General features: G+C 56.2%; 13 protein-coding genes. 9 read left to right on the forward strand and 4 right to left on the reverse strand.

Going from position 1 to position 17,910, the window contains the following annotated elements; translation table 11 throughout:
• Positions 1 to 165 precede the first annotated feature (165 nt).
• Positions 166 to 1,671, forward strand: a complete 1,506-nt coding sequence (gene glpK, locus PSR62_RS16530; protein WP_274404114.1) for a glycerol kinase GlpK — start codon at positions 166 to 168, stop codon at positions 1,669 to 1,671.
• Positions 1,672 to 1,742: 71 nt separating this feature from the next.
• On the forward strand, positions 1,743 to 3,335 hold the full coding sequence (locus PSR62_RS16535; RefSeq protein ID WP_274404115.1) for a glycerol-3-phosphate dehydrogenase/oxidase: 1,593 nt from the start codon (positions 1,743 to 1,745) through the stop codon (positions 3,333 to 3,335).
• 32 nt (positions 3,336 to 3,367) lie between these two features.
• Here the strand turns inward: PSR62_RS16535 and PSR62_RS16540 are convergent, their stop codons facing one another.
• A complete protein-coding gene (locus PSR62_RS16540) occupies positions 3,368 to 4,414 on the reverse strand; it encodes a DUF1593 domain-containing protein (RefSeq protein WP_274404116.1) in 1,047 nt (348 codons plus the stop codon).
• Between the two features lie 259 nt (positions 4,415 to 4,673).
• On the opposite strand from PSR62_RS16540, the gene PSR62_RS16545 reads away from it, so the two are divergent.
• The 7 genes from PSR62_RS16545 to PSR62_RS16575 all read left to right on the forward strand — a co-directional run bounded on the left by PSR62_RS16545 (position 4,674) and on the right by PSR62_RS16575 (position 11,249).
• Positions 4,674 to 5,768 (forward strand): isocitrate/isopropylmalate dehydrogenase family protein, encoded by a 1,095-nt coding sequence (locus tag PSR62_RS16545; protein ID WP_274404117.1) that lies wholly within the window; start codon positions 4,674 to 4,676, stop codon positions 5,766 to 5,768.
• Positions 5,769 to 5,830: 62 nt separating this feature from the next.
• Positions 5,831 to 7,132: an MFS transporter gene (locus PSR62_RS16550; protein ID WP_274404118.1), complete on the forward strand. Its 1,302-nt coding sequence runs from the start codon at positions 5,831 to 5,833 to the stop codon at positions 7,130 to 7,132.
• Positions 7,129 to 8,178, forward strand: coding sequence for a Gfo/Idh/MocA family protein (locus PSR62_RS16555; RefSeq protein ID WP_274404119.1), 1,050 nt, complete (start codon positions 7,129 to 7,131; stop codon positions 8,176 to 8,178). The genes PSR62_RS16550 and PSR62_RS16555 overlap by 4 nt, the downstream gene beginning before the upstream one ends.
• Positions 8,175 to 8,822 (forward strand): cyclase family protein, encoded by a 648-nt coding sequence (locus PSR62_RS16560; RefSeq protein WP_274404120.1) that lies wholly within the window; start codon positions 8,175 to 8,177, stop codon positions 8,820 to 8,822. Before PSR62_RS16555 ends, PSR62_RS16560 begins: the two co-directional genes overlap by 4 nt.
• A gap of 48 nt (positions 8,823 to 8,870) precedes the next feature.
• A complete protein-coding gene (locus PSR62_RS16565) occupies positions 8,871 to 10,271 on the forward strand; it encodes a four-carbon acid sugar kinase family protein (RefSeq protein ID WP_274404121.1) in 1,401 nt (466 codons plus the stop codon).
• A 20-nt stretch (positions 10,272 to 10,291) separates the two neighbouring features.
• Entirely contained in the window at positions 10,292 to 10,708 is a 417-nt protein-coding gene (locus PSR62_RS16570) for a VOC family protein (protein WP_274404122.1), read from the forward strand.
• A gap of 79 nt (positions 10,709 to 10,787) precedes the next feature.
• Positions 10,788 to 11,249, forward strand: coding sequence for a hypothetical protein (locus PSR62_RS16575; RefSeq protein WP_274408243.1), 462 nt, complete (start codon positions 10,788 to 10,790; stop codon positions 11,247 to 11,249).
• Between the two features lie 162 nt (positions 11,250 to 11,411).
• On the opposite strand, the gene PSR62_RS16580 is transcribed toward PSR62_RS16575, so the two are convergent.
• The 3 genes from PSR62_RS16580 to PSR62_RS16590 all read right to left on the reverse strand — a co-directional run bounded on the left by PSR62_RS16580 (position 11,412) and on the right by PSR62_RS16590 (position 17,841).
• Entirely contained in the window at positions 11,412 to 14,504 is a 3,093-nt protein-coding gene (locus PSR62_RS16580; protein WP_274404123.1) for a PAS domain S-box protein, read from the reverse strand.
• A 58-nt stretch (positions 14,505 to 14,562) separates the two neighbouring features.
• Positions 14,563 to 14,988 (reverse strand): response regulator, encoded by a 426-nt coding sequence (locus tag PSR62_RS16585; RefSeq protein WP_274404124.1) that lies wholly within the window; start codon positions 14,986 to 14,988, stop codon positions 14,563 to 14,565.
• Positions 14,989 to 15,267: 279 nt separating this feature from the next.
• Complete coding sequence (locus PSR62_RS16590; RefSeq protein ID WP_274404125.1) at positions 15,268 to 17,841, reverse strand: ABC transporter permease; 2,574 nt, start codon at positions 17,839 to 17,841, stop codon at positions 15,268 to 15,270.
• Positions 17,842 to 17,910 lie beyond the last annotated feature (69 nt).

A 17,910-nucleotide genomic window follows, 5' to 3' on the forward strand; every position in this document is an offset into this window, starting at 1 on the left:
CGATCGCTTGCGACATGTCAAATGCAGGCGGTGCGCAGTTCCCGATGATCATTTCAAGGGACGCCCACTCAGCGTTGTTCACGGGTACGTGCGGTCGACAACTCCGTTAGAATCAGAATTCATTTTGACAACCATGACGATCAACCAACTTGGCGGAGACAATCGATGAAGGCAATTCTGGCACTGGATCAAGGGACAACGAGTTCTCGAGCGATCCTGTTTGCACACGATGGATCGATCATCGGGATGACGCAGCAAGAGTTCACTCAGCACTACCCCAAACCGGGCTGGGTGGAACACGACGCAAACGAGATTTGGGAGACGCAACTGACGGTCGCTCAACAGGTGCTGCAACAGCACAGCATGGACGCTTCCGACGTGCACGCCATCGGGATCACCAATCAACGCGAGACCACCTTGGTGTGGGACCGAGCCACCGGTGAACCAATTCACAACGCGATCGTTTGGCAAGACCGAAGAACGGCGCCCGATTGCGATGCGTTGCGGGAAGCAGGCCGATCAGAACTGGTACAGAACAAAACGGGATTGGTCATCGACGCCTATTTCTGCGCGACCAAACTGCACTGGATTCTCAATAACGTTGCTGAGGCGAAGGAGCGTGCCGAGAAGGGCGAACTCGCCTTTGGAACCATTGACAGCTGGTTGTTTTGGAAGCTGACCGGCGGAACCGTCCACGCCACCGATGTCACCAACGCCTCTCGAACGATGTTGTGGAACATTCATTCGGGGCAGTGGGACGATGAGTTGCTGGAGTTGTTTGAAATTCCCAAGGCCATTCTTCCCAGCGTCCACCCTTCCAGTCACGTGTACGGCGAGACGGAACCCTCGCTGTTTGGCAAATCCATTCCACTGGGTGGAGCTGCCGGCGACCAACAATCGGCGTTGCTGGGGCAAAACTGCACCCAGCCCGGTATGGCGAAGAACACCTACGGCACCGGATGTTTCATGTTGATGAACATCGGTGACACGCCGTCTCCCTCGCCTTCGCGATTGTTGACCACCGTCGCTTGCTGGGATGGCGACAAACGAGAATACGCCTACGAAGGCAGCATCTTCATCGCCGGTGCGATCGTGCAGTGGTTGCGAGACGGACTGGGGATCATCCAGTCCTCCTCGGAAGTCGAAGCGTTGGCCGCCAGCGTGGAAGACACCGACGGCGTGTACCTCGTTCCTGCGTTCGCCGGTCTCGGTGCACCGCACTGGGATTCGTACGCTCGCGGGATCTTGGTTGGTTTGACTCGCGGGACCACCAAGGCTCACATCGCGCGTGCCGCACTCGAGGGCATTGCCTTCCAGGTCGCCGATGTGCTCGACGCGATGCGAAAGGACTCCGGCGTCGCGATCGAGGAACTGCGAGTCGATGGCGGAGCCGCCGCCAATGACCTGCTGATGCAGTTCCAGGCCGACATCATTGGTGCACGCGTCGTCCGTCCCAAGGTCATTGAGACCACCGCGGCGGGCGCGGCCTATGTCGCCGGCCTCGCAACAGGTTTCTGGAAGGACTACGCCGACATCGAGCGTATCTGGGAGACCGATCGCGTGTTCGAACCGCAAATGCCAGCCGACGAGGTGTCGCGACGCCGAATCCGCTGGGCCAAGGCCCTCGAACGTTCCAAACAATGGGCGGAACTCGAATCCGCGACCGACTGATTTTCAGCCCGCCCCGTGAACACGGGACGCGTCCTCTTCTCGCTCAACTTCTCTCGCCTCTTCGGTTCAACATGCAACGCGAACATTCCCTGACCCAGCTCAACGAACGTTCCGAGCCCTGGGACATTGTCATCATCGGCGGCGGCGCGACGGGGGTTGGGATCGCGATGGATGCTGCCACCCGCGGACTGGATTGCTTGCTGCTCGAACAAGCTGACTTCGGAAAGGGAACGTCCAGCCGCAGTACCAAACTGGTCCACGGCGGCGTTCGCTACCTCCAACAAGGCAACATCACGTTGGTGCGAGATGCTTTGAAAGAGCGCACGCTGCTTCGCAACAATGCGCCGCAACTGGTGCATGACATGCCGTTCCTGATTCCCTGTGGTTCGTTCATGGAACGAATGTATTACGCAACAGGGCTGAAAGTTTACGACTGGTTGGCGACGGGGAATCGTTTTGGTCGGTCTCACTCGATCGGCCCGCAGGAAGCTGCCCAGCGTGTGCCAACCTTGCAAAAGCAGAAAGCCAACGGAGGCGTGATCTACCACGACGGGCAGTTTGATGACACACGGTTACTCATCAGTATGGCGCGGACCGCTGCTGAGCATGGAGCGTGTCTGCTGAACTACGTGGCCGTCACCGGGCTCTCGAAAGACGAAGCGGGTGAAATCAACGGTGTGGTCGCTGAGGACCGCGAAACGGGTGAAACGCATTCCATCGCCGCTCGCCGAGTGATCAACGCCGCGGGGCCGTTTTGTGATGCCGTCCGAGCGATGGACGAACCGGCCGCTGAAAAGATGCTGGCGGCCAGCCAAGGAGTGCACATCGTTCTGCCCCGCCGGTTCTTCCCCGGCGACATTGCGATGATCGTTCCCAAAACGTCCGACGGTCGCGTCCTGTTCATCATTCCCTGGCACAATCATGCCGTGGTCGGAACCACCGACACGGCGATCGACTCGGTGTCCCTGGACCCCAAACCCCAAGCCGGGGAGATTGAGTTTCTTCTGGAAACCGCAAAGGAGTACTTGGTCGAAGCACCAGCGCGAGAAGATGTCCTCAGTGTGTTCACCGGAATCCGCCCCCTCGTCAAAGGCGACAAGTCCTCACGGACGGCATCGTTGTCTCGCGACCACACCATTCGCATTTCCGACTCCAAACTGATCACGATCACCGGAGGCAAGTGGACCACGGTCCGCAAGATGGCCGAGGACTGCGTCGATCGAACGATTGCCTCGACTAAAAAATCCGCCACTCCGTTGACCGCGTCTGCCTGCCAAACGGAAACACTTCACCTGCATGGCTATGACCCGAACTCGGGCTCAACAAACACCGTCGCCGGTGCAGGACGAGGGCACTACGGATCGGACCTGCCCGAGATTGAACAACTCGAACAAGAGCAATCCGGATGGAACCAGAAACTGCACCCGGATCTCTCCATCACCGCTGGCGAAGTGATCTGGGCGGTCCGGAATGAGATGGCCAGAGCGGTCGAAGATGTGCTGGCTCGCCGAACCCGATGCCTGTTTTTGAACTCCAAAGCAGCGGTGCAGATCTCAGAAACCGTTGCCAAACTGATGGCCACCGAGATGCAGCGAGATGACGCATGGATCGCGGAACAAGTCGCATCCTTCGCAAAACTCGCCGAGGCCTATCAGATCGCCTGATGAGCATCACGTTGATTCAGCGTGCCGATGCGTCACTTGGTGGCAGGTAAACACCACCGCATGCGTTTGGCAAAGTCGGCTTGGAATTCGGGACGCCAACGGCTGACCGACGTGCGAGGATCGTAGGACGAGGAGGCCGCACGATCTCGGTACCATCCATCCTCTTGCTTGGTGAACTCCCCGCCCCAACCAGGTTGGCTTGGGTCTTGGGGATCATTCCCGCCTTGGGGCAAAAAGAAGAACCAAGCGGGCGTGTCGCCTTCTTTGAGGCAGCCGTGCGGATTGGGTGCCGTCCAAGTCTTGGTCGGATACAAAGCTCCCAATGGTCCCTTGCTTCGCACATTGGTTTCAATCCAGTCTTTCCCCGTCAGGCTTTGGTCACCCGTCAAGTACATCCCGCGAAAGTTTGCGATCCGCATGTCGGAATTGGGTGCCGCTGTGGAAAGCACATAGTGCATGCCCGGAAATTGCTTTCGCATCCAGTCAGCAAGGCCGTCCTGGTCGGCGATGTCATACACCTCGAACTTGCCCACGAACTCGGCGAATCCTTCGGCACCACGTGTGGCTTGGACTCGGTCCAAGGCCTGCGCCAGATCGGTCTGTCCACCCCAGACTGCGATGCACAGAGGGGACTCCGCCGACCCCGCATCAATGCGTTCCATCAACAAACGTGATCCGTCGGTGTCATGCCCTTCACCGATGTGAGGGCGTTCCCGATTCGGGTTGCCGGACACGACAACGCTGCGAAGTGCTTCCGCCTCTGGCCAACCTTGAGCGTGTTGTTGCAAGTTCGGACGAACCTGTTCGTAAGCATCGATGAGTTCATGAATCAGCTCCGGCCGAGTGACCGACTCTTTCAGTTCACCTCGTGTCCCCGACGCACTGGCGATCAGCGCTTCGATCTCAAACTCGTTGGAATACACCAACAAGCGAACCAAGGATTGCTGGTCATCCGGATCGCCTCCGATGTCTGTCAGCACAGCCAACCGGGGACGCTCGGCAGAGACGGTCGGAATCATCACAGAAACGAGACAGGTGAAGATCACCCAAGCCGCGAGGAGTTGCTTTCGAGTCGACACATCAGTTCCTTTTTACAAATGCGAAATCATTCGTCACAGGCAGTGAGTGTATAGAGCGCAGCACAAGAATGTTGGTCATCCTCTGTCGAAACACAACTCACTGTGGTGTAATGCTTGCCGTTGAGAAGAAGCGACGGAGTGCATTCAGTCGTTCTCAACCGTTCGCGATCGCAATGCGATTCGATCGTTGGTGAGTGTTGTGTTTTTCTCGCCATGCATTGTGATTTTCCAGTCGCCCATTCTTTTCGCACCATCCCCCATGACCCAATCCTTTCATCTCGTCATTTTAGGTGGCGATGGCATCGGCCCCGAAGTTTGTGACCAATCGGTTCGGTTGCTTGAAATCATGCAACCGCACTTGAACGGAGTCACCTTCGAACTCGACCATCACAGCGTTGGCGTTGGCGAGTACCAGCGATCCGGGGAGGCACTGCCTCAAACGGCGTTCGATGCCTGCCTGGCATCCGATGCGGTGTTGCTGGGCGCGATGGGGTTGCCAAACGTTCGCTACCCCAATGGTAAAGAGATCGCACCTCAATTGGATCTTCGCGAGCGTTTGCAGTTGTACGGTGGTGTCCGCCCAATTCATCTCTTTCACGAAGAAGACACCCCGCTCAAGGGCCATGGGCCCGGTGACATCGACTTTGTGCTGGTTCGCGAGAGCACCGAAGGGTTGTTCTACGGACGTGATGCGATTGCGGACTTGGACGCGGACGAAGCGACCAACATGCTACGAATCACCCGTTCCGCATCGGAACGAGTCTGCCGTTTGGCATTCCAAACCGCTCGTCGCCGCAACGGTAAAAAGACAGTCACGCTGATCGACAAAGCCAACGTGCTTTCATCGATGGTCTACTTTCGGCATGTGTTTGACGAAGTGGCAAAGGAGTTCCCCGACATCAAAGCGGATCACGTTTACGTCGATGCGGCCGCGTTGTTCTTGGTCCGTCGCCCGCAAGACTTCGATGTCATGGTCACCGAAAACATGTTCGGCGACATCCTCTCCGACTTGGCCGCCGGTTTGGTTGGTGGCATGGGAATGGCACCTTCCGGCGACTTGGGGGATGAGGCAGCGGTCTTTCAACCTTCCCACGGCTCGGCGCCCGACATTGCCGGGAAATCGATCGCCAATCCAATTGCGATGCATCTGTCGACCGGGATGATGCTGGAGTGGCTGGATCACCCGGAAACACGCCGCGCAGCGGATGCATTGAACGGTGCCATCTCGGACGTTTTGTCTGACCCAACGCAGCGGACCGCGGACATGGGCGGCAAACTCTCGACGGTCGAGATCACGGACGAAATCGCAGCTCACCTAAGTCGCCGACTCCAAGGTGAAACGACGCCCGTTTGAAGTTCGCCTTGAATTGATTCGATCGCGAGCGAAGTCTCTTTCTCATCCCACGGACATTCCCCATGCCCACACGCTTCTTGCTGATCCTCGGCGCGTTCTTGTTGTCCGTGTTGATGTGGGTGGATCGAGCGTGCATCTCTGCTGCCAAAGAGGACATGGCAACCGACCTCGGTTTTTCCGACCAACAGATGGGTTGGGTCATGTCCGCCTTCGCACTTGGTTATGCCCTGTTCCAAGTTCCCAGTGGAAAGTTGGCCGATCGGTTTGGACCACGCAAGGTCATGGCCGTGGTGTGCTTGATTTGGTCCGCCTTCACGGTCCTCACGGGAGTCGTTCGCGGCTTGTCGGCCATGGTCGGGCTGCGGTTCCTCTTCGGGATGGGGGAAGCCGGCGGGTACCCCACCCTGGCTCGCGCGTTCACGTCTTGGTTGCCCATGAACGAACGTGGAATCACCAATTCAATCAGCTTCTCAGGCGGACGTCTGGGCGCTGCTCTGGCGATGCCGGGCGTGGTCTGGCTGATCGGTGCACTGGGTGGGTGGCAACAAACGTTTTGGTTCTTCGGGGTGATGGGGATCTTGTTTGCAGTCGTCTGGTACACGCTTTTTCGCGATCTGCCCGAGGACCATTTCGCGGTGTCGGAATCCGAGGCCGCTCACATCGTGGCATCACGCAATCCCAAACGAGCAGCTCACCTGGAACACGTTGAAGAAGAGCCCATCAAGTTCCTTCAGATGTTGCGTTCCACCAACATGCTGATGCTGATGTTCCAGTACGTGGCCCACAACTTCACGTTTTTCTTCACCGTCAGTTGGTTCTTCCCTTATCTGAAGGAACAGTACTCACTGACCAGCGAACAAACCGGCTTGTACGCCGCCGCGCCCTTGCTGTGCGGTGTGGTCGGCAACTGGTTGGCCGGCTTCACCGTCGATCGGCTCTACAGCCGCGGCCAATGGAAACTTTCGCGACGCTTGCCGGCTGCGATCGGGTTTGCACTTGGCGCAATCGGGATGAGCCTGTGTGTGAACATGACCACTCCCATGTCGGCTGTGATTTGCATGTGCATCGCGATCTTCGGGAGTGACATGATCCTCAGCCCTTCTTGGTCAACCTGCATGGACATCGGAGGAAAGAGTGCCGGTGCGGTCAGCGGGGCCATGAACATGGTCGGCAACCTGGGTGCCTTCGCGACTTCATTGTCGTTCCCGTACTTGGTCGCCCACTTCGATGCTCATGAGCCGTTCTTTTACTCGGCTGCGGCACTGAACGTGGTGGCGATCTTCCTGTGGTTCCGCATCTCACCCGACCGTTCCATCGCGGAAGAGCTGGATGCTGCTTCGCCAATGACAGGAGCCACCACATGACCGCCAACCCAACCGCACGAATTTACCGGGGTGCCGTGATTGGTGCCGGTTACTTCAGCCAGTTCCACTACGACGCCTGGAACCGAATGAGCGACGTTGAGATCGTTGCTTGTTGCGACGTGGATCTCGACAAAGCGAATGAAGTTGCTCAGGCAAATGGGATTGGATCGGCCTACACGGACTACCAACGGATGCTTGACCAGCACGAGGTTGACTTTGTGGACATCATCACTCGTCCCGACACCCATCTGCGGATGGTCGACGAGATTTCCCAGCGTGGCCACGCCGTCATTTGCCAAAAACCGCTTGCGCCAACGGTGCAGGAAGCCCGCGAATTGGTCACGTTGACTGAGCAGCGAGGGATTCGCTTCATGGTGCACGAAAACTTTCGATTCCAACCCTGGTATCGCGAGATGAAACAGTTGATGAACGCAGGTGCCATAGGCAGTCGTTTGCACTCCCTGTCATTTCGAAACCGAGCCGGTGACGGGCACGGTCCAGATGCTTACCTTGCTCGCCAACCCTATTTTCAGACGATGGACAAGTTCCTGATCTTCGAGGCAGGCATCCACACGATCGACACGTTTCGATACCTCGGTGGCGAGATCGACCAAGCGTGGTGTTGGCACCGCAAACTCAACCCTGTCATCGCGGGGGAAGACACCGCCGTGGGCGTCTTCCGTTTTCACGACGGTGCGATGGGGCTGTACGACGCCAATCGTTTCAACGAGTCCACGGCAAAGAATCCTCGCTACACGTTTGGGGAGGTGTTGTTGGAAGGTGACGAAGGCTCGATCCGCTTGCACGACGACGGTCGTTTGATGATCCAAACCCTGGGTGAATCCGAGCGGGAGCATCCCTACACCCCCAGCCAACATGGTTTTGCAGGAGACTGCGTTTTCGCGACCCAGCGACACTTCATCGATCAACTCCAAAACGGCCAAGCCTTTGAAACCGATGGCGTGAGCTACTTGAAAAGCTTGGCGGTTCAGGAAGCCATGTACGCCTCGTCACAATCCGGATGCTGGGAGACGCCCCAAGAATGAAAGTCATCGACCTGACACTGCGTCTGGAACCTGGGATGCGAGGTTTTGCATCCGAAAGCAAATTCACACTGGCCGAAAATGGCTGGAACGCAAGCACGCTGCACCTGTATTCGCATTGCGGCACCCACATGGACGCGCCGCTGCACTTTGAAGCAAGCGAGCAGACGATCGACCAGATTCCGTTGCAAGATTGCATTGGCAATGCCTGGATCGTGGATTTGACGCACCTCCCGCCCAAAACCCCGATCGAGATCTCGCACCTCGGTGAACTGGCGGAGAGCTTTCCGGCAGGAGACGCGTTGTTACTACGAACGATGTGGAGTCAGCATGTTGGCAATCCCACCTACTACCGAGACAACTTTCAACCGATCAGTCCTGACCTGGCACGCTGGATGGTCAAACGAAAAGTTCGCTTGGTGGGCGTGGAACCCCCGTCGGTCGCGGACGTCAACGACCTGCCGGCGGTGACGGAGATCCATCAGATCTTGCTGGGCGGCAACGTGATCATCGTCGAGGGGCTGACCAACTTGGACGCCATCTTGGAGCCCCGTTGTTTGTTTGGCGCCATGCCGCTCAAGGTGGCCGGCGGCGATGGTGCGCCATGTCGTGCGTTCGCGCTCTTGGATTGCCCGATCAATCCTTGAGACGCTCGAATTTTTGACATCTTGTTTGTCCCCTTCTCTCGAATTCCCATGACAAAAACTCTCTCGGATGCACTTCAAGGCGTCGCCGAAGAACGTCCCGAATCATTGCTCCCCAAGATCCGCGAAAACAATCAGCGGTCAAACCGCAAAATCGTTGTGCTGGACGATGATCCGACGGGAACGCAAACCGTTTACGACACGCCTGTCCTGACCACCTGGGGCGTGGATGAGTTGGCTGCGGCGTTGAAATCTCCCGCTGATCTGTTTTATGTGCTCACCAATTCGCGGTCGTTGACGGAACCCGATGCCGTTCGACTGGCCGAAGAGATTGGCAAGAACCTGACCGAAGCCGCTCGCCAAGCCCAACAAGGATTTGTCGTTGTCAGTCGCAGCGATTCCACGCTTCGAGGCCATTATCCCGCCGAAGTCGACGCGATCGCGTCCGCGGTGGGAACAACTGATGCCGTTCATGTGATTGCGCCATTTTTCTTACAAGGTGGTCGGTTCACGATCGGCGACGTTCACTATGTCGCGGAAGAAGACCGATTGATCCCCGCTGCGGAAACTCCCTTCGCCAAAGACGCCGCGTTTGGATTTCAAAACAGCGACCTGAAACGTTGGGTCGCCGAGAAACACCATGGAAAGCTCGAAGCCAGCCAGATCGTCTCAGTCGGACTGAATGAACTCCGTTCGTCGGACCTGACTCCGCTTCAATCTCGTTTGGCCGAATTGCCGCCGGGATCGGTGTGCATCGTCAACGCGGTTTCGATGCGAGATATCGAAGCCTTCGTTTTTGCTGCCCAATCTGCGGAACAACAAGGGCAAACATTCGTCTACCGGACCGCAGCGAGTTTCGTGCAAGCCTTCGCAGGGTTGGAGCCGAGGGATTTGCTTCGTGCAAACGAAATGGTGGACGAGGGATCGCAAACCGGTTTGGTGGTCGTCGGCTCGTACGTCCCCAAGACAACCGAACAACTGAAGTGCTTGCTCGACAGCGAATCCAATCTGACATCGATTGTGATGGATGTCGACCGGTTGCTGGAGGATGAGAGCGACTCGTACTTGCAGGAAATCGTGACCGCCGTGAACGATGGACTGCAGCAATCCAACGTCGTTCTGTCCTCTTCACGAAAACTGGTGACCGGGACCGACGCTGCGGCGAGTCTCGCCATTGGAAATCAAGTGTCCAAAGCTCTCGTTTCCGTCGTCGGCAGCCTAACTCAGCGTCCTCGATTCCTGATTGCCAAAGGTGGGATCACCTCCAGCGACGTTGCAACCAAAGGATTGCGAGCCAAGCACGCCCTGGTGCTCGGGCAAATTCTGCCTGGCGTCCCCGTTTGGAAAATGCCAGCCGACAGCCATCTTCCCGGAATTGCCTACGTTGTCTTCCCTGGAAACGTTGGTGGTCCAAACGCGTTGCTCGAAGCCTTTCAAAAACTCAAAGCCTGAATTCATTCCCTGAGGTTCCCGTGTCTGAGACACCACTTTTCAAAAAGCTCGATCACATCGCCATCGTGGTTCGCGATACCGACGAGGCTCTCGAGTTTTACCGCGATCAACTCGGTTTACCGGTCGTCATCGACGAATGCATCCAGTCCGGCAAAGTGCGTCTGACGCACTTGGACATGGGCAACCTGCATTTGCAACTTGTGCAACCATTGACGGACGATCATCCCTTGATGGAGCACCTGAATGAGAATGGGGAGGGGCTTCATCATCTTTGCTTTGAGACCGCAGATGTCGGTCAGACATTCGCAGAGTTGCCGGCCAGGCGAATGACTCCCAAAAGCGAGACACCGCACGATGGGGTGCTGAAGAAGAAGGCGGGATTCATTGATCCGGCAACCACGCGTGGCGTGATTTGGGAAATGACAGGGCCTCAATAGCCGCATGCCGACGAACTTGTCCCAGCCGATCCACCTGACCGTCCGGTTTGCTGGATGGATGTTGTTGAGTTGGTTGGCAATGACTCAGACTCACGAACTGGGGCACGTGGTTGGCGGCTGGATCGGCGGAGCGACCTTGATCGAGGTCGACCTTCGACCATGGCAACTGCCCTATTCAATCCATTCACCGGATCCCTCGCCACTGATCACCTTGTGGTCAGGACCACTGCTGGGGGTGGTTGTGCCCGTCGCATTCGCAATCGTCGCAAACCGACGCGCGTGGTGGTTCGTTGCCGACTTTTGCCTGCTCGCCAACGGCACATACCTGGCGCTGGCTTGGTTCAGCGGGGAAGCCTTCCTGGACGCGTCACGGTTGTTTCAGGCAGGAGCCTCCAAGCTGATGGTTGCCACCTATTGCCTGCTCACCATTGGCGTCGGTTATCCTCGCTTCCGAAACGATTGCATTTGGATGTTGGGCTCTGCCTCCAAGCCACCGACCGCATGTGAGAAGCTTCCTGACTCGGCCGACGACGCCAATTGATAAAAAGGCCGGAAACACTGGCTGCAACCTCGGCGACGCAGCGACCGTTCCGTTGGCCCCGATCCGCTCGGCACATCGTGTTCCCAGCTGGCAGATTGAAAACCGAGAATAGAGATTCGGGTCTCCGAAACACTCCGTCAGCTCATCATGATCTCGCGGTGGCTAGGCTTGGACTTGTGACGCTTCCATTGCCCCGCTCAGTTCGCCTGAGTTCTCACTCAGTCCGCCAATCACAGTCGTTGTGTCGGCTTCCACTGGAAGCAGGATGGTGAAGCACGCGCCTTGCCCCGGCGTGGAATCCACCTGGATTGTTCCCCCATGTTGATTGACAACCACGTCGTAGGCGATCGCCAATCCCTGGCCGGTCCCCTTGCCAACGTCTTTGGTTGTAAAGAACGGATCAAAAACTCGCCTCCGAATGCTCTCTGGCATTCCAGTGCCGGTGTCCGTCACAGTGATTCGCACGTGACTGCCCACCATCTCCGTGGAGACCGAAATGACGCCTAGATCCGACGATTCCGGCACGTGTTCTTCTTCAATCGCGTCTGCGGAGTTGACGACCAAATTCAAGATCACCTGACTCAACTGCGCGGGGAAGATCGGAAGCGAATGGACCGTCTCATCCAAATCAAGATTCAAGCGGGCGACATACTTCCAATGGTTCCTCGCAACAATCGTCGCGTCACGAATCAATTGGTTCAGATCCGTCGTGGTCTTCGCTGAGGTGCCCGGATGGGACATCGTCTTCATTGCCCGAACGATATCAATCACTCGATTGGCGGCATCGTGAGCTTCCTGAATGGACTCGGTGATATTGCTTTGCAACGAATCAAAGCGACAACTTGACTCTGCCTTTTGAATGACTGCCTTTGCAAAGTCACTGGGCTGCGAATCGCTTCGCAATTCGCGATAGGTGTTGATGAGTTGAAAGGCGTTGTCGAATGCCATGTTCAGGTACTCCACATTCCCGAACACGCACTGCATCGGTGTATTGATTTCGTGAGCCACACCGGCGGCCAACTGCCCAATGCTTTCCAGCTTCTGCGTTTGTGAAAGCTGGCGCTGCATTTCCTTTTTGGTGGAGATGTCACGCAGTACGGCTTGTTGGTAGACCTGCCCCGACAAATTGAACGACACAACGGAGATATCACAATCAAAACAGCGTCCCTCTTGGGACATGTGTGTCCACTCGAAGTGGATTTTCCCGTTGGAGTCAAGAAGCTCCATGATCTTGCGTCCTTCGACATCCGATCGCTTCCCGTCGGGTTGAAACTCCGGTGAGAGCGAAACGATTTCAAAGCGTGCCATTTCGCTGATGCTCTCAAACCCGAATAACTCAAGAGTTCGTGGGTTGCAATCCAAAATTTCGCCCTTGGAAAGAAACATAATCGCATCTTGCGATGAATTGAACACCGCCTGCGAACGCTTCTGGCTTTCAATGAGGGCCAATTCGACACGCTTGCGTTCATTGATCTCCATTGTCGTTCCGGCCAAGTGTGTGGCTTGCCCAGTTTCATCACGCTGCACGACGTGGCCCCGGGCAAACAACCAGTTGAAGTCCCCGTGCTCGTTCGCGCACCGCCACTCGATCAGGAACCCTTCTTTTTCACCTGAAATGCATTGATTGATTTCAGCTTCCACATGGGCCAAATCTTCTGGGTGGATTCGTTCGAACCAAACTTCTGCGGGGTCACCACCTTCGGGCGAACGATGCCCGGTGATTCCATAGCCACGACTGTCGTAAACGATCTTTCCTTTGGAAATGTCCCAGTCCCAAATCGACATTTGGCCGCCATCAAGAGCATATTCAATTCGTTCATTCACCCGTTTGACTTTTGCAGCGGCCTCATGAGTTTCCGTGATGTCATTCTTAATCGCCAAGTATCCGATATGCTCGCCGTCATCATCAAGAAGTGGCTGGATATCCAGGTAGACCCAGTATCGGCTTCCATCCTTGCGTTGATTCAGCAACTCACCACAAAAGCCCTTTTGGCTCCCCAAGGCTTCTCGAATCAACTGGAGGGTGCCAAGGTCAGTCTCACTGCACTGGAGAAGATCGCCCGGACATTGGCCTTCCACTTCACTCAACTGATACCCCGTGTTGCGGATAAAGCCCTCATTGACCCACGTGATCCTCCGGTTCACATCGGTGATCACCACCTCATTCGTCGTGCGTTCAGCAACCATTGCCAGGCGGCGGAGGTCAACGAGAATGTGGGATGCGATTTTTTGGGCTCGATACGCGTTGGAACTCAAGGTCAAAACCAAAATGGAGATTACCAAGGTGAAACATCCACCACCAAAGGCAATCGTCCAAACGAGCGAATGAACTGTCGTTGCAAAATCCTTCGTTGGAAACACCTCAACAATCCACTGTTGTCCCGCGATTCGTTCGGATGTCCGCCGTTGGAAACCGAGGGAACTCTTGGTGGAATCAGCCGGACCGGATGCGAGTTCAAACTGGGAGTCGCCCCCTTCTTGTATGGATAATTTGTACCCCAGTTCATTCCCCGTCGCAGTTTCCAGATTCTCAAAGACCGCCTCCCCATCAATGACCATCCCAACCCACCCAACAATCGACTTCAAGCGTTCCTCTTCCGTTCTGGGGTTGCCTCGGTAGTGTGGCATCATGAACAGAAAACCTGATTCATCGGGACCGCTTCCCATCAACTGCAAACGTGGTGTGATGCAAGCCTTCCCCGTCCTTGCGGAACGTTCTGCGGTCTCACGTCGCAAACGATCTTCGCCGAGATCCAGTCCAACCACGCAATCAAAACGTGTGTTGGGCTGAACAAATTTGATAATGAACCGACCTGGAATCAGCCTGCCACTCCCGACACCCTCGAATTGCAAACCAGACGATTTGTGAGTGGTGACTCGCAAGGGAGCCAACCCCGACGCCACCAGTTCTTCGCTGAGCTGTTGCGTCGCTTCGGGGGTGTCCGGGACAACCTCTAAGTACCCAAACGCTTCGGCGCCCAGAAATTCATCTTCGGGATCGATTCGTGAGAGCAGTCGAATGAAGTCGGCATATTGAACCTGTTCATTTGCTGAGAAGAGACACTGAACTGCAATCAATCCCAACTCGCTTTGTTGCATGCGTCGCTGAAACTCGCCTTGCAAGCGATCGGCCATGTGTTCGAAACGCTGCTGGTCATGCCTCAGTGCGGAACGACGGACCATCTCCACAGTGGCAACCGTCGCGAACACCCCAATGACGGCAATCAGAAGGGAAAGAAGAATGGTACGTTGCATGAGGTAGTCCGAGGATGGGGACTTCGTCCGTCAATGAAAAGAGCCGTCCAACCGTTGTTCACGCACTCACGGTGAACGGTGAATTCGATGATGGCGGGAGACTTTTGTCTTTGCGATGTTGGAACGCACCCTCAATCGCATCAATGATTTCAGTTCGTGGCGAAGGCTTGTTCATCAATCGGAAGACGTTGGATTGGCTGATCGCTCGTCGCTCGCTCTCTTCGTCCTGATTGCCAGTCAGAATGATGCAAGGGACCTCGGGCCATTCGATCGCAATCGTCTTGACCAATTGAATGCCATCCATCACGGGCATCCGCATGTCGCTGACCACGCAACTGATTGGTTTGCTGCTACGAAGAATTTCCAGCGCCAAATGGCCCGATTCTGCGGTCTCGACCTCGTAGTTGTCTTCCAAGCTACGACGGAGCACCCGCAAGATGATTGTGTCATCATCAACGAATAAAATGCGATCGGTGCTGCACATGCATATTGTCCCCGCCTAAGAGAAGCTTTTTTGAGAATGTAGTTGGGGCTCTTTACACTAGCCCTCAGTTCTTCCCAGGCAGCTGCTCGCTTAGCACATTGCGGAGACGCGCAGCGCATTTTGTTTCCCCAACCGACCAGTCCCTACAATTGGACTTCAGTTGGCGATGCGCACTGGCCATACCTTTGTGCGATCGATCGAACAAAGAACCTCTCACCTCCGCGGCAATGCGCCGCGGTTCCCGTGCCCAGACGCCAATCGCCGCATTCGGCCAGGCGATCAGAAATCGCTGCGAGCAAAGTAGACGCAGCTCAAGGTGAGCATCACTGCAATGAATACACCGCAGCTGATGATGGGCGTGGCGATTCCATAGCGGACCACTTCCCCCGCCTCCATGTCGCCACCACCAACGATGAACGCCTTTTTGCCAGAGACCATCCCTGCGGTTGTGTCCCCCAATGCAAGCACCTGAGGCGTCAGCAATTCCAGCAACCCAATTCCATACCGGTCGACTCGACGCCAAAATGATCGTTTCGGTTCAATGCTGCGAACCACATTCAGGTCAGCGGACTTCGCCTGGCTGTTGACATGAAATTCACTGACTCGGTCCACGTCATGAGCGATGACCAACTGGACCACCGATGAGTCCGGCGTGAACTCCACCATCGCTGTTTCAATCTCGTCCACCGGGAGTGTCGCGATCACATGCAACCGATGAGTTTCCGAATCCGGCTGATCACCTGCATTTTCGATCACGCGAAGCAGATGCCCGCTGCCCTCCGTAGTCACAACCAAAAACAGGTCCTCCGCGACAGCGTGCAGTGATAGTGGCGCGATGTCGTCGGGCCAATCGCCAACGAAGAACTCAGTCAGATCCTTCGTGTTGAACACGCGAGCCACTTCATCACCAGTGCTGGCGATGACAAATCGGTTCGAGGCGGCCAACACGGGAGGCAAAGGCGTGTCCGAGCGAGGCAAATCCGCGGTGAGATCCCGCTGCCACACATTCTCTGTCGGACTGCCATCGGGCACCAACTGTTGCAATTGGCTTCCATTGAGAATCAGTAACCGCGTCGATTCACGTGCCTCCCCGCCTTTCAAATCAGTTGAGTCCAAGGGGACTGCCAGCCGAATTGGAGGACTCAGAGCCACATTTCGCGGCAGGATCGAAACGAATTCTTCCGTGGCGCCTCCTTGCATCGTCACGAGGGTACTCAACCAGGCGCCAATGGAGTCAGCTGATTGCCCCCGCGGGGATCGGCCGTCCGGATCGCCTTCGCTGTCAGCGTCCGAATCATCCGCTTCGTCTTGGAGCTTCTTGCCAATCGACGAGAGGATGTCCTTGTTTTGAGTGATCAACAAATCCGCCGTGTTGACCGCCAAGGTCTGTCCGGATCCGGACTTCCCCGTCAATCCGATTGGAATCAAACGTTCCGTCGCGGTTGGCAATCGCAGTCCCGGTTGTGGTTTCCAATCGTTGTCGCGTGCCAACACGATCAGATCGAGCGAACCGGAGCCGAATGGATTGAATTTTCCATTGCGAATTCTTGCCGTCAGAACATGGTCGTCATCAATCGCAACGGGCCGCAACACGCGATCATTGGACATCGCTTTGCTCTCGATCACAGGCACCCACTGCTGTTGAGCCTCGTCCATCCGGTTCAACCCGCCGCCGTTGGTGACCGCGATCAAATCCTCTCCCGCTCGAACCAGGCCGGAAATGCGTTCCGGCTGAACAATTCGAGTGTCAAACACACCCGCGATAATACTGAACACGAGGCAGATCGCGGCCAATGCTCCCGCCGCTGCAATCGAAATGATGGGGGAACGCCACTTCAATCCAGCCGGCACAGACACGCTGAAGAAAACAGCGAACAGAAACACAGCGACGGGAATGCACCACAGAATCCTGGGGTTCCAGATCTCCAGGCGCATTCCCGCGATCAGATACAGACCGATGACCAATTGAGCCACGCATAGAAACACGAAGGCACACCCCCCCACGAACTTCGCCAGCAACAAGGCCGAACGCGAGACGGGTTTGCTGAGCAACAGATGCAACGACCCGGTCTGCAACATGTCCGGAATCATGGACGCGGTAACCAGGACGCCGAGGAAGACCAGCACGAACCCGAGCAACCAGTGAACCAAGGTTGGAATCACAAATTGATTGAACAACGATTCAAACTGAGTTCGATCGATTTCAAATCCGGTTGGAAAATCCAACGTCCCATAGGTCAACAACACCGAGCGTGCACTGCGGGCCTCGAAGACCCCTGGTAAAGCGGCCTCGATCCGAAGTCTGGCCCGACGCCGAATCAGCGAATCAGACAGTTCCTCCGCCGGCTTTTCATCCAGTTCACGCAACTCGCGAAGTCGAACGGTTTCCTGCCAGGCTTCGGCGTCGTACCAGTGACGCGAATCCGAGGGCCCCTCGGCCGTTTCGCCCGACTCTGCTTCGATTTCTGGCGCGTTGGTGGCGAGTCTGAATTCTTGCTCGATCAACTCGTTCAAGGCATCCGTCAGCATTGGCAAAGGAATCCGAACCTCGTCGCCTTCCCCCACGCGCTGAAGCTTCCGCGAAAGCTCTTCTGGCATCGAGGCCGCGATTCGTCCTAGCGGAGCATCCTTCTGATCCGGGTCGACCATGCCCTGCGCCAGCATCGCCTTCATTCGTGTCCCGTTGTAGACGTCGAAGAAGCGAAACGTGGTGGTGTAATCTTCGCGAACGCCGATGGGAGCCAGCATGGCCAGCAGGATCCAGATGGCCAGCATCGCTGCCCACAAAACTCGCGACGCCATCGCGGCATGAAACGAATCCCAAACGACGGCGAAATAGGGTCGCCAATTCAATGCATCTCTCCAGCGATCGTTTTCAAAGTAGATGGTGACAGCAACGGCGGGCCAAGGAAAAAGATCATC

It is taken from the genome of Rhodopirellula sp. P2 (genome assembly GCF_028768465.1).
In the GTDB taxonomy this organism is placed as follows: domain Bacteria; phylum Planctomycetota; class Planctomycetia; order Pirellulales; family Pirellulaceae; genus Rhodopirellula.

What these genes read in the sequence shown, in the direction of transcription:
- PSR62_RS16535 (WP_274404115.1), top strand. Translation starts at nt 1,743, where the DNA reads ATGCAACGCGAACATTCCCTGACCCAGCTCAACGAACGTTCCGAGCCC.
- PSR62_RS16550 (WP_274404118.1), top strand. Translation starts at nt 5,831, where the DNA reads ATGCCCACACGCTTCTTGCTGATCCTCGGCGCGTTCTTGTTGTCCGTG.
- PSR62_RS16560 (WP_274404120.1), top strand. Translation starts at nt 8,175, where the DNA reads ATGAAAGTCATCGACCTGACACTGCGTCTGGAACCTGGGATGCGAGGT.
- PSR62_RS16575 (WP_274408243.1), top strand. Translation starts at nt 10,788, where the DNA reads ATGACTCAGACTCACGAACTGGGGCACGTGGTTGGCGGCTGGATCGGC.
- PSR62_RS16555 (WP_274404119.1), top strand. Translation starts at nt 7,129, where the DNA reads ATGACCGCCAACCCAACCGCACGAATTTACCGGGGTGCCGTGATTGGT.
- PSR62_RS16545 (WP_274404117.1), top strand. Translation starts at nt 4,674, where the DNA reads ATGACCCAATCCTTTCATCTCGTCATTTTAGGTGGCGATGGCATCGGC.
- PSR62_RS16580 (WP_274404123.1), bottom strand. Translation starts at nt 14,504, where the DNA reads ATGCAACGTACCATTCTTCTTTCCCTTCTGATTGCCGTCATTGGGGTG.
- glpK (WP_274404114.1), top strand. Translation starts at nt 166, where the DNA reads ATGAAGGCAATTCTGGCACTGGATCAAGGGACAACGAGTTCTCGAGCG.
- PSR62_RS16565 (WP_274404121.1), top strand. Translation starts at nt 8,871, where the DNA reads ATGACAAAAACTCTCTCGGATGCACTTCAAGGCGTCGCCGAAGAACGT.
- PSR62_RS16585 (WP_274404124.1), bottom strand. Translation starts at nt 14,988, where the DNA reads ATGTGCAGCACCGATCGCATTTTATTCGTTGATGATGACACAATCATC.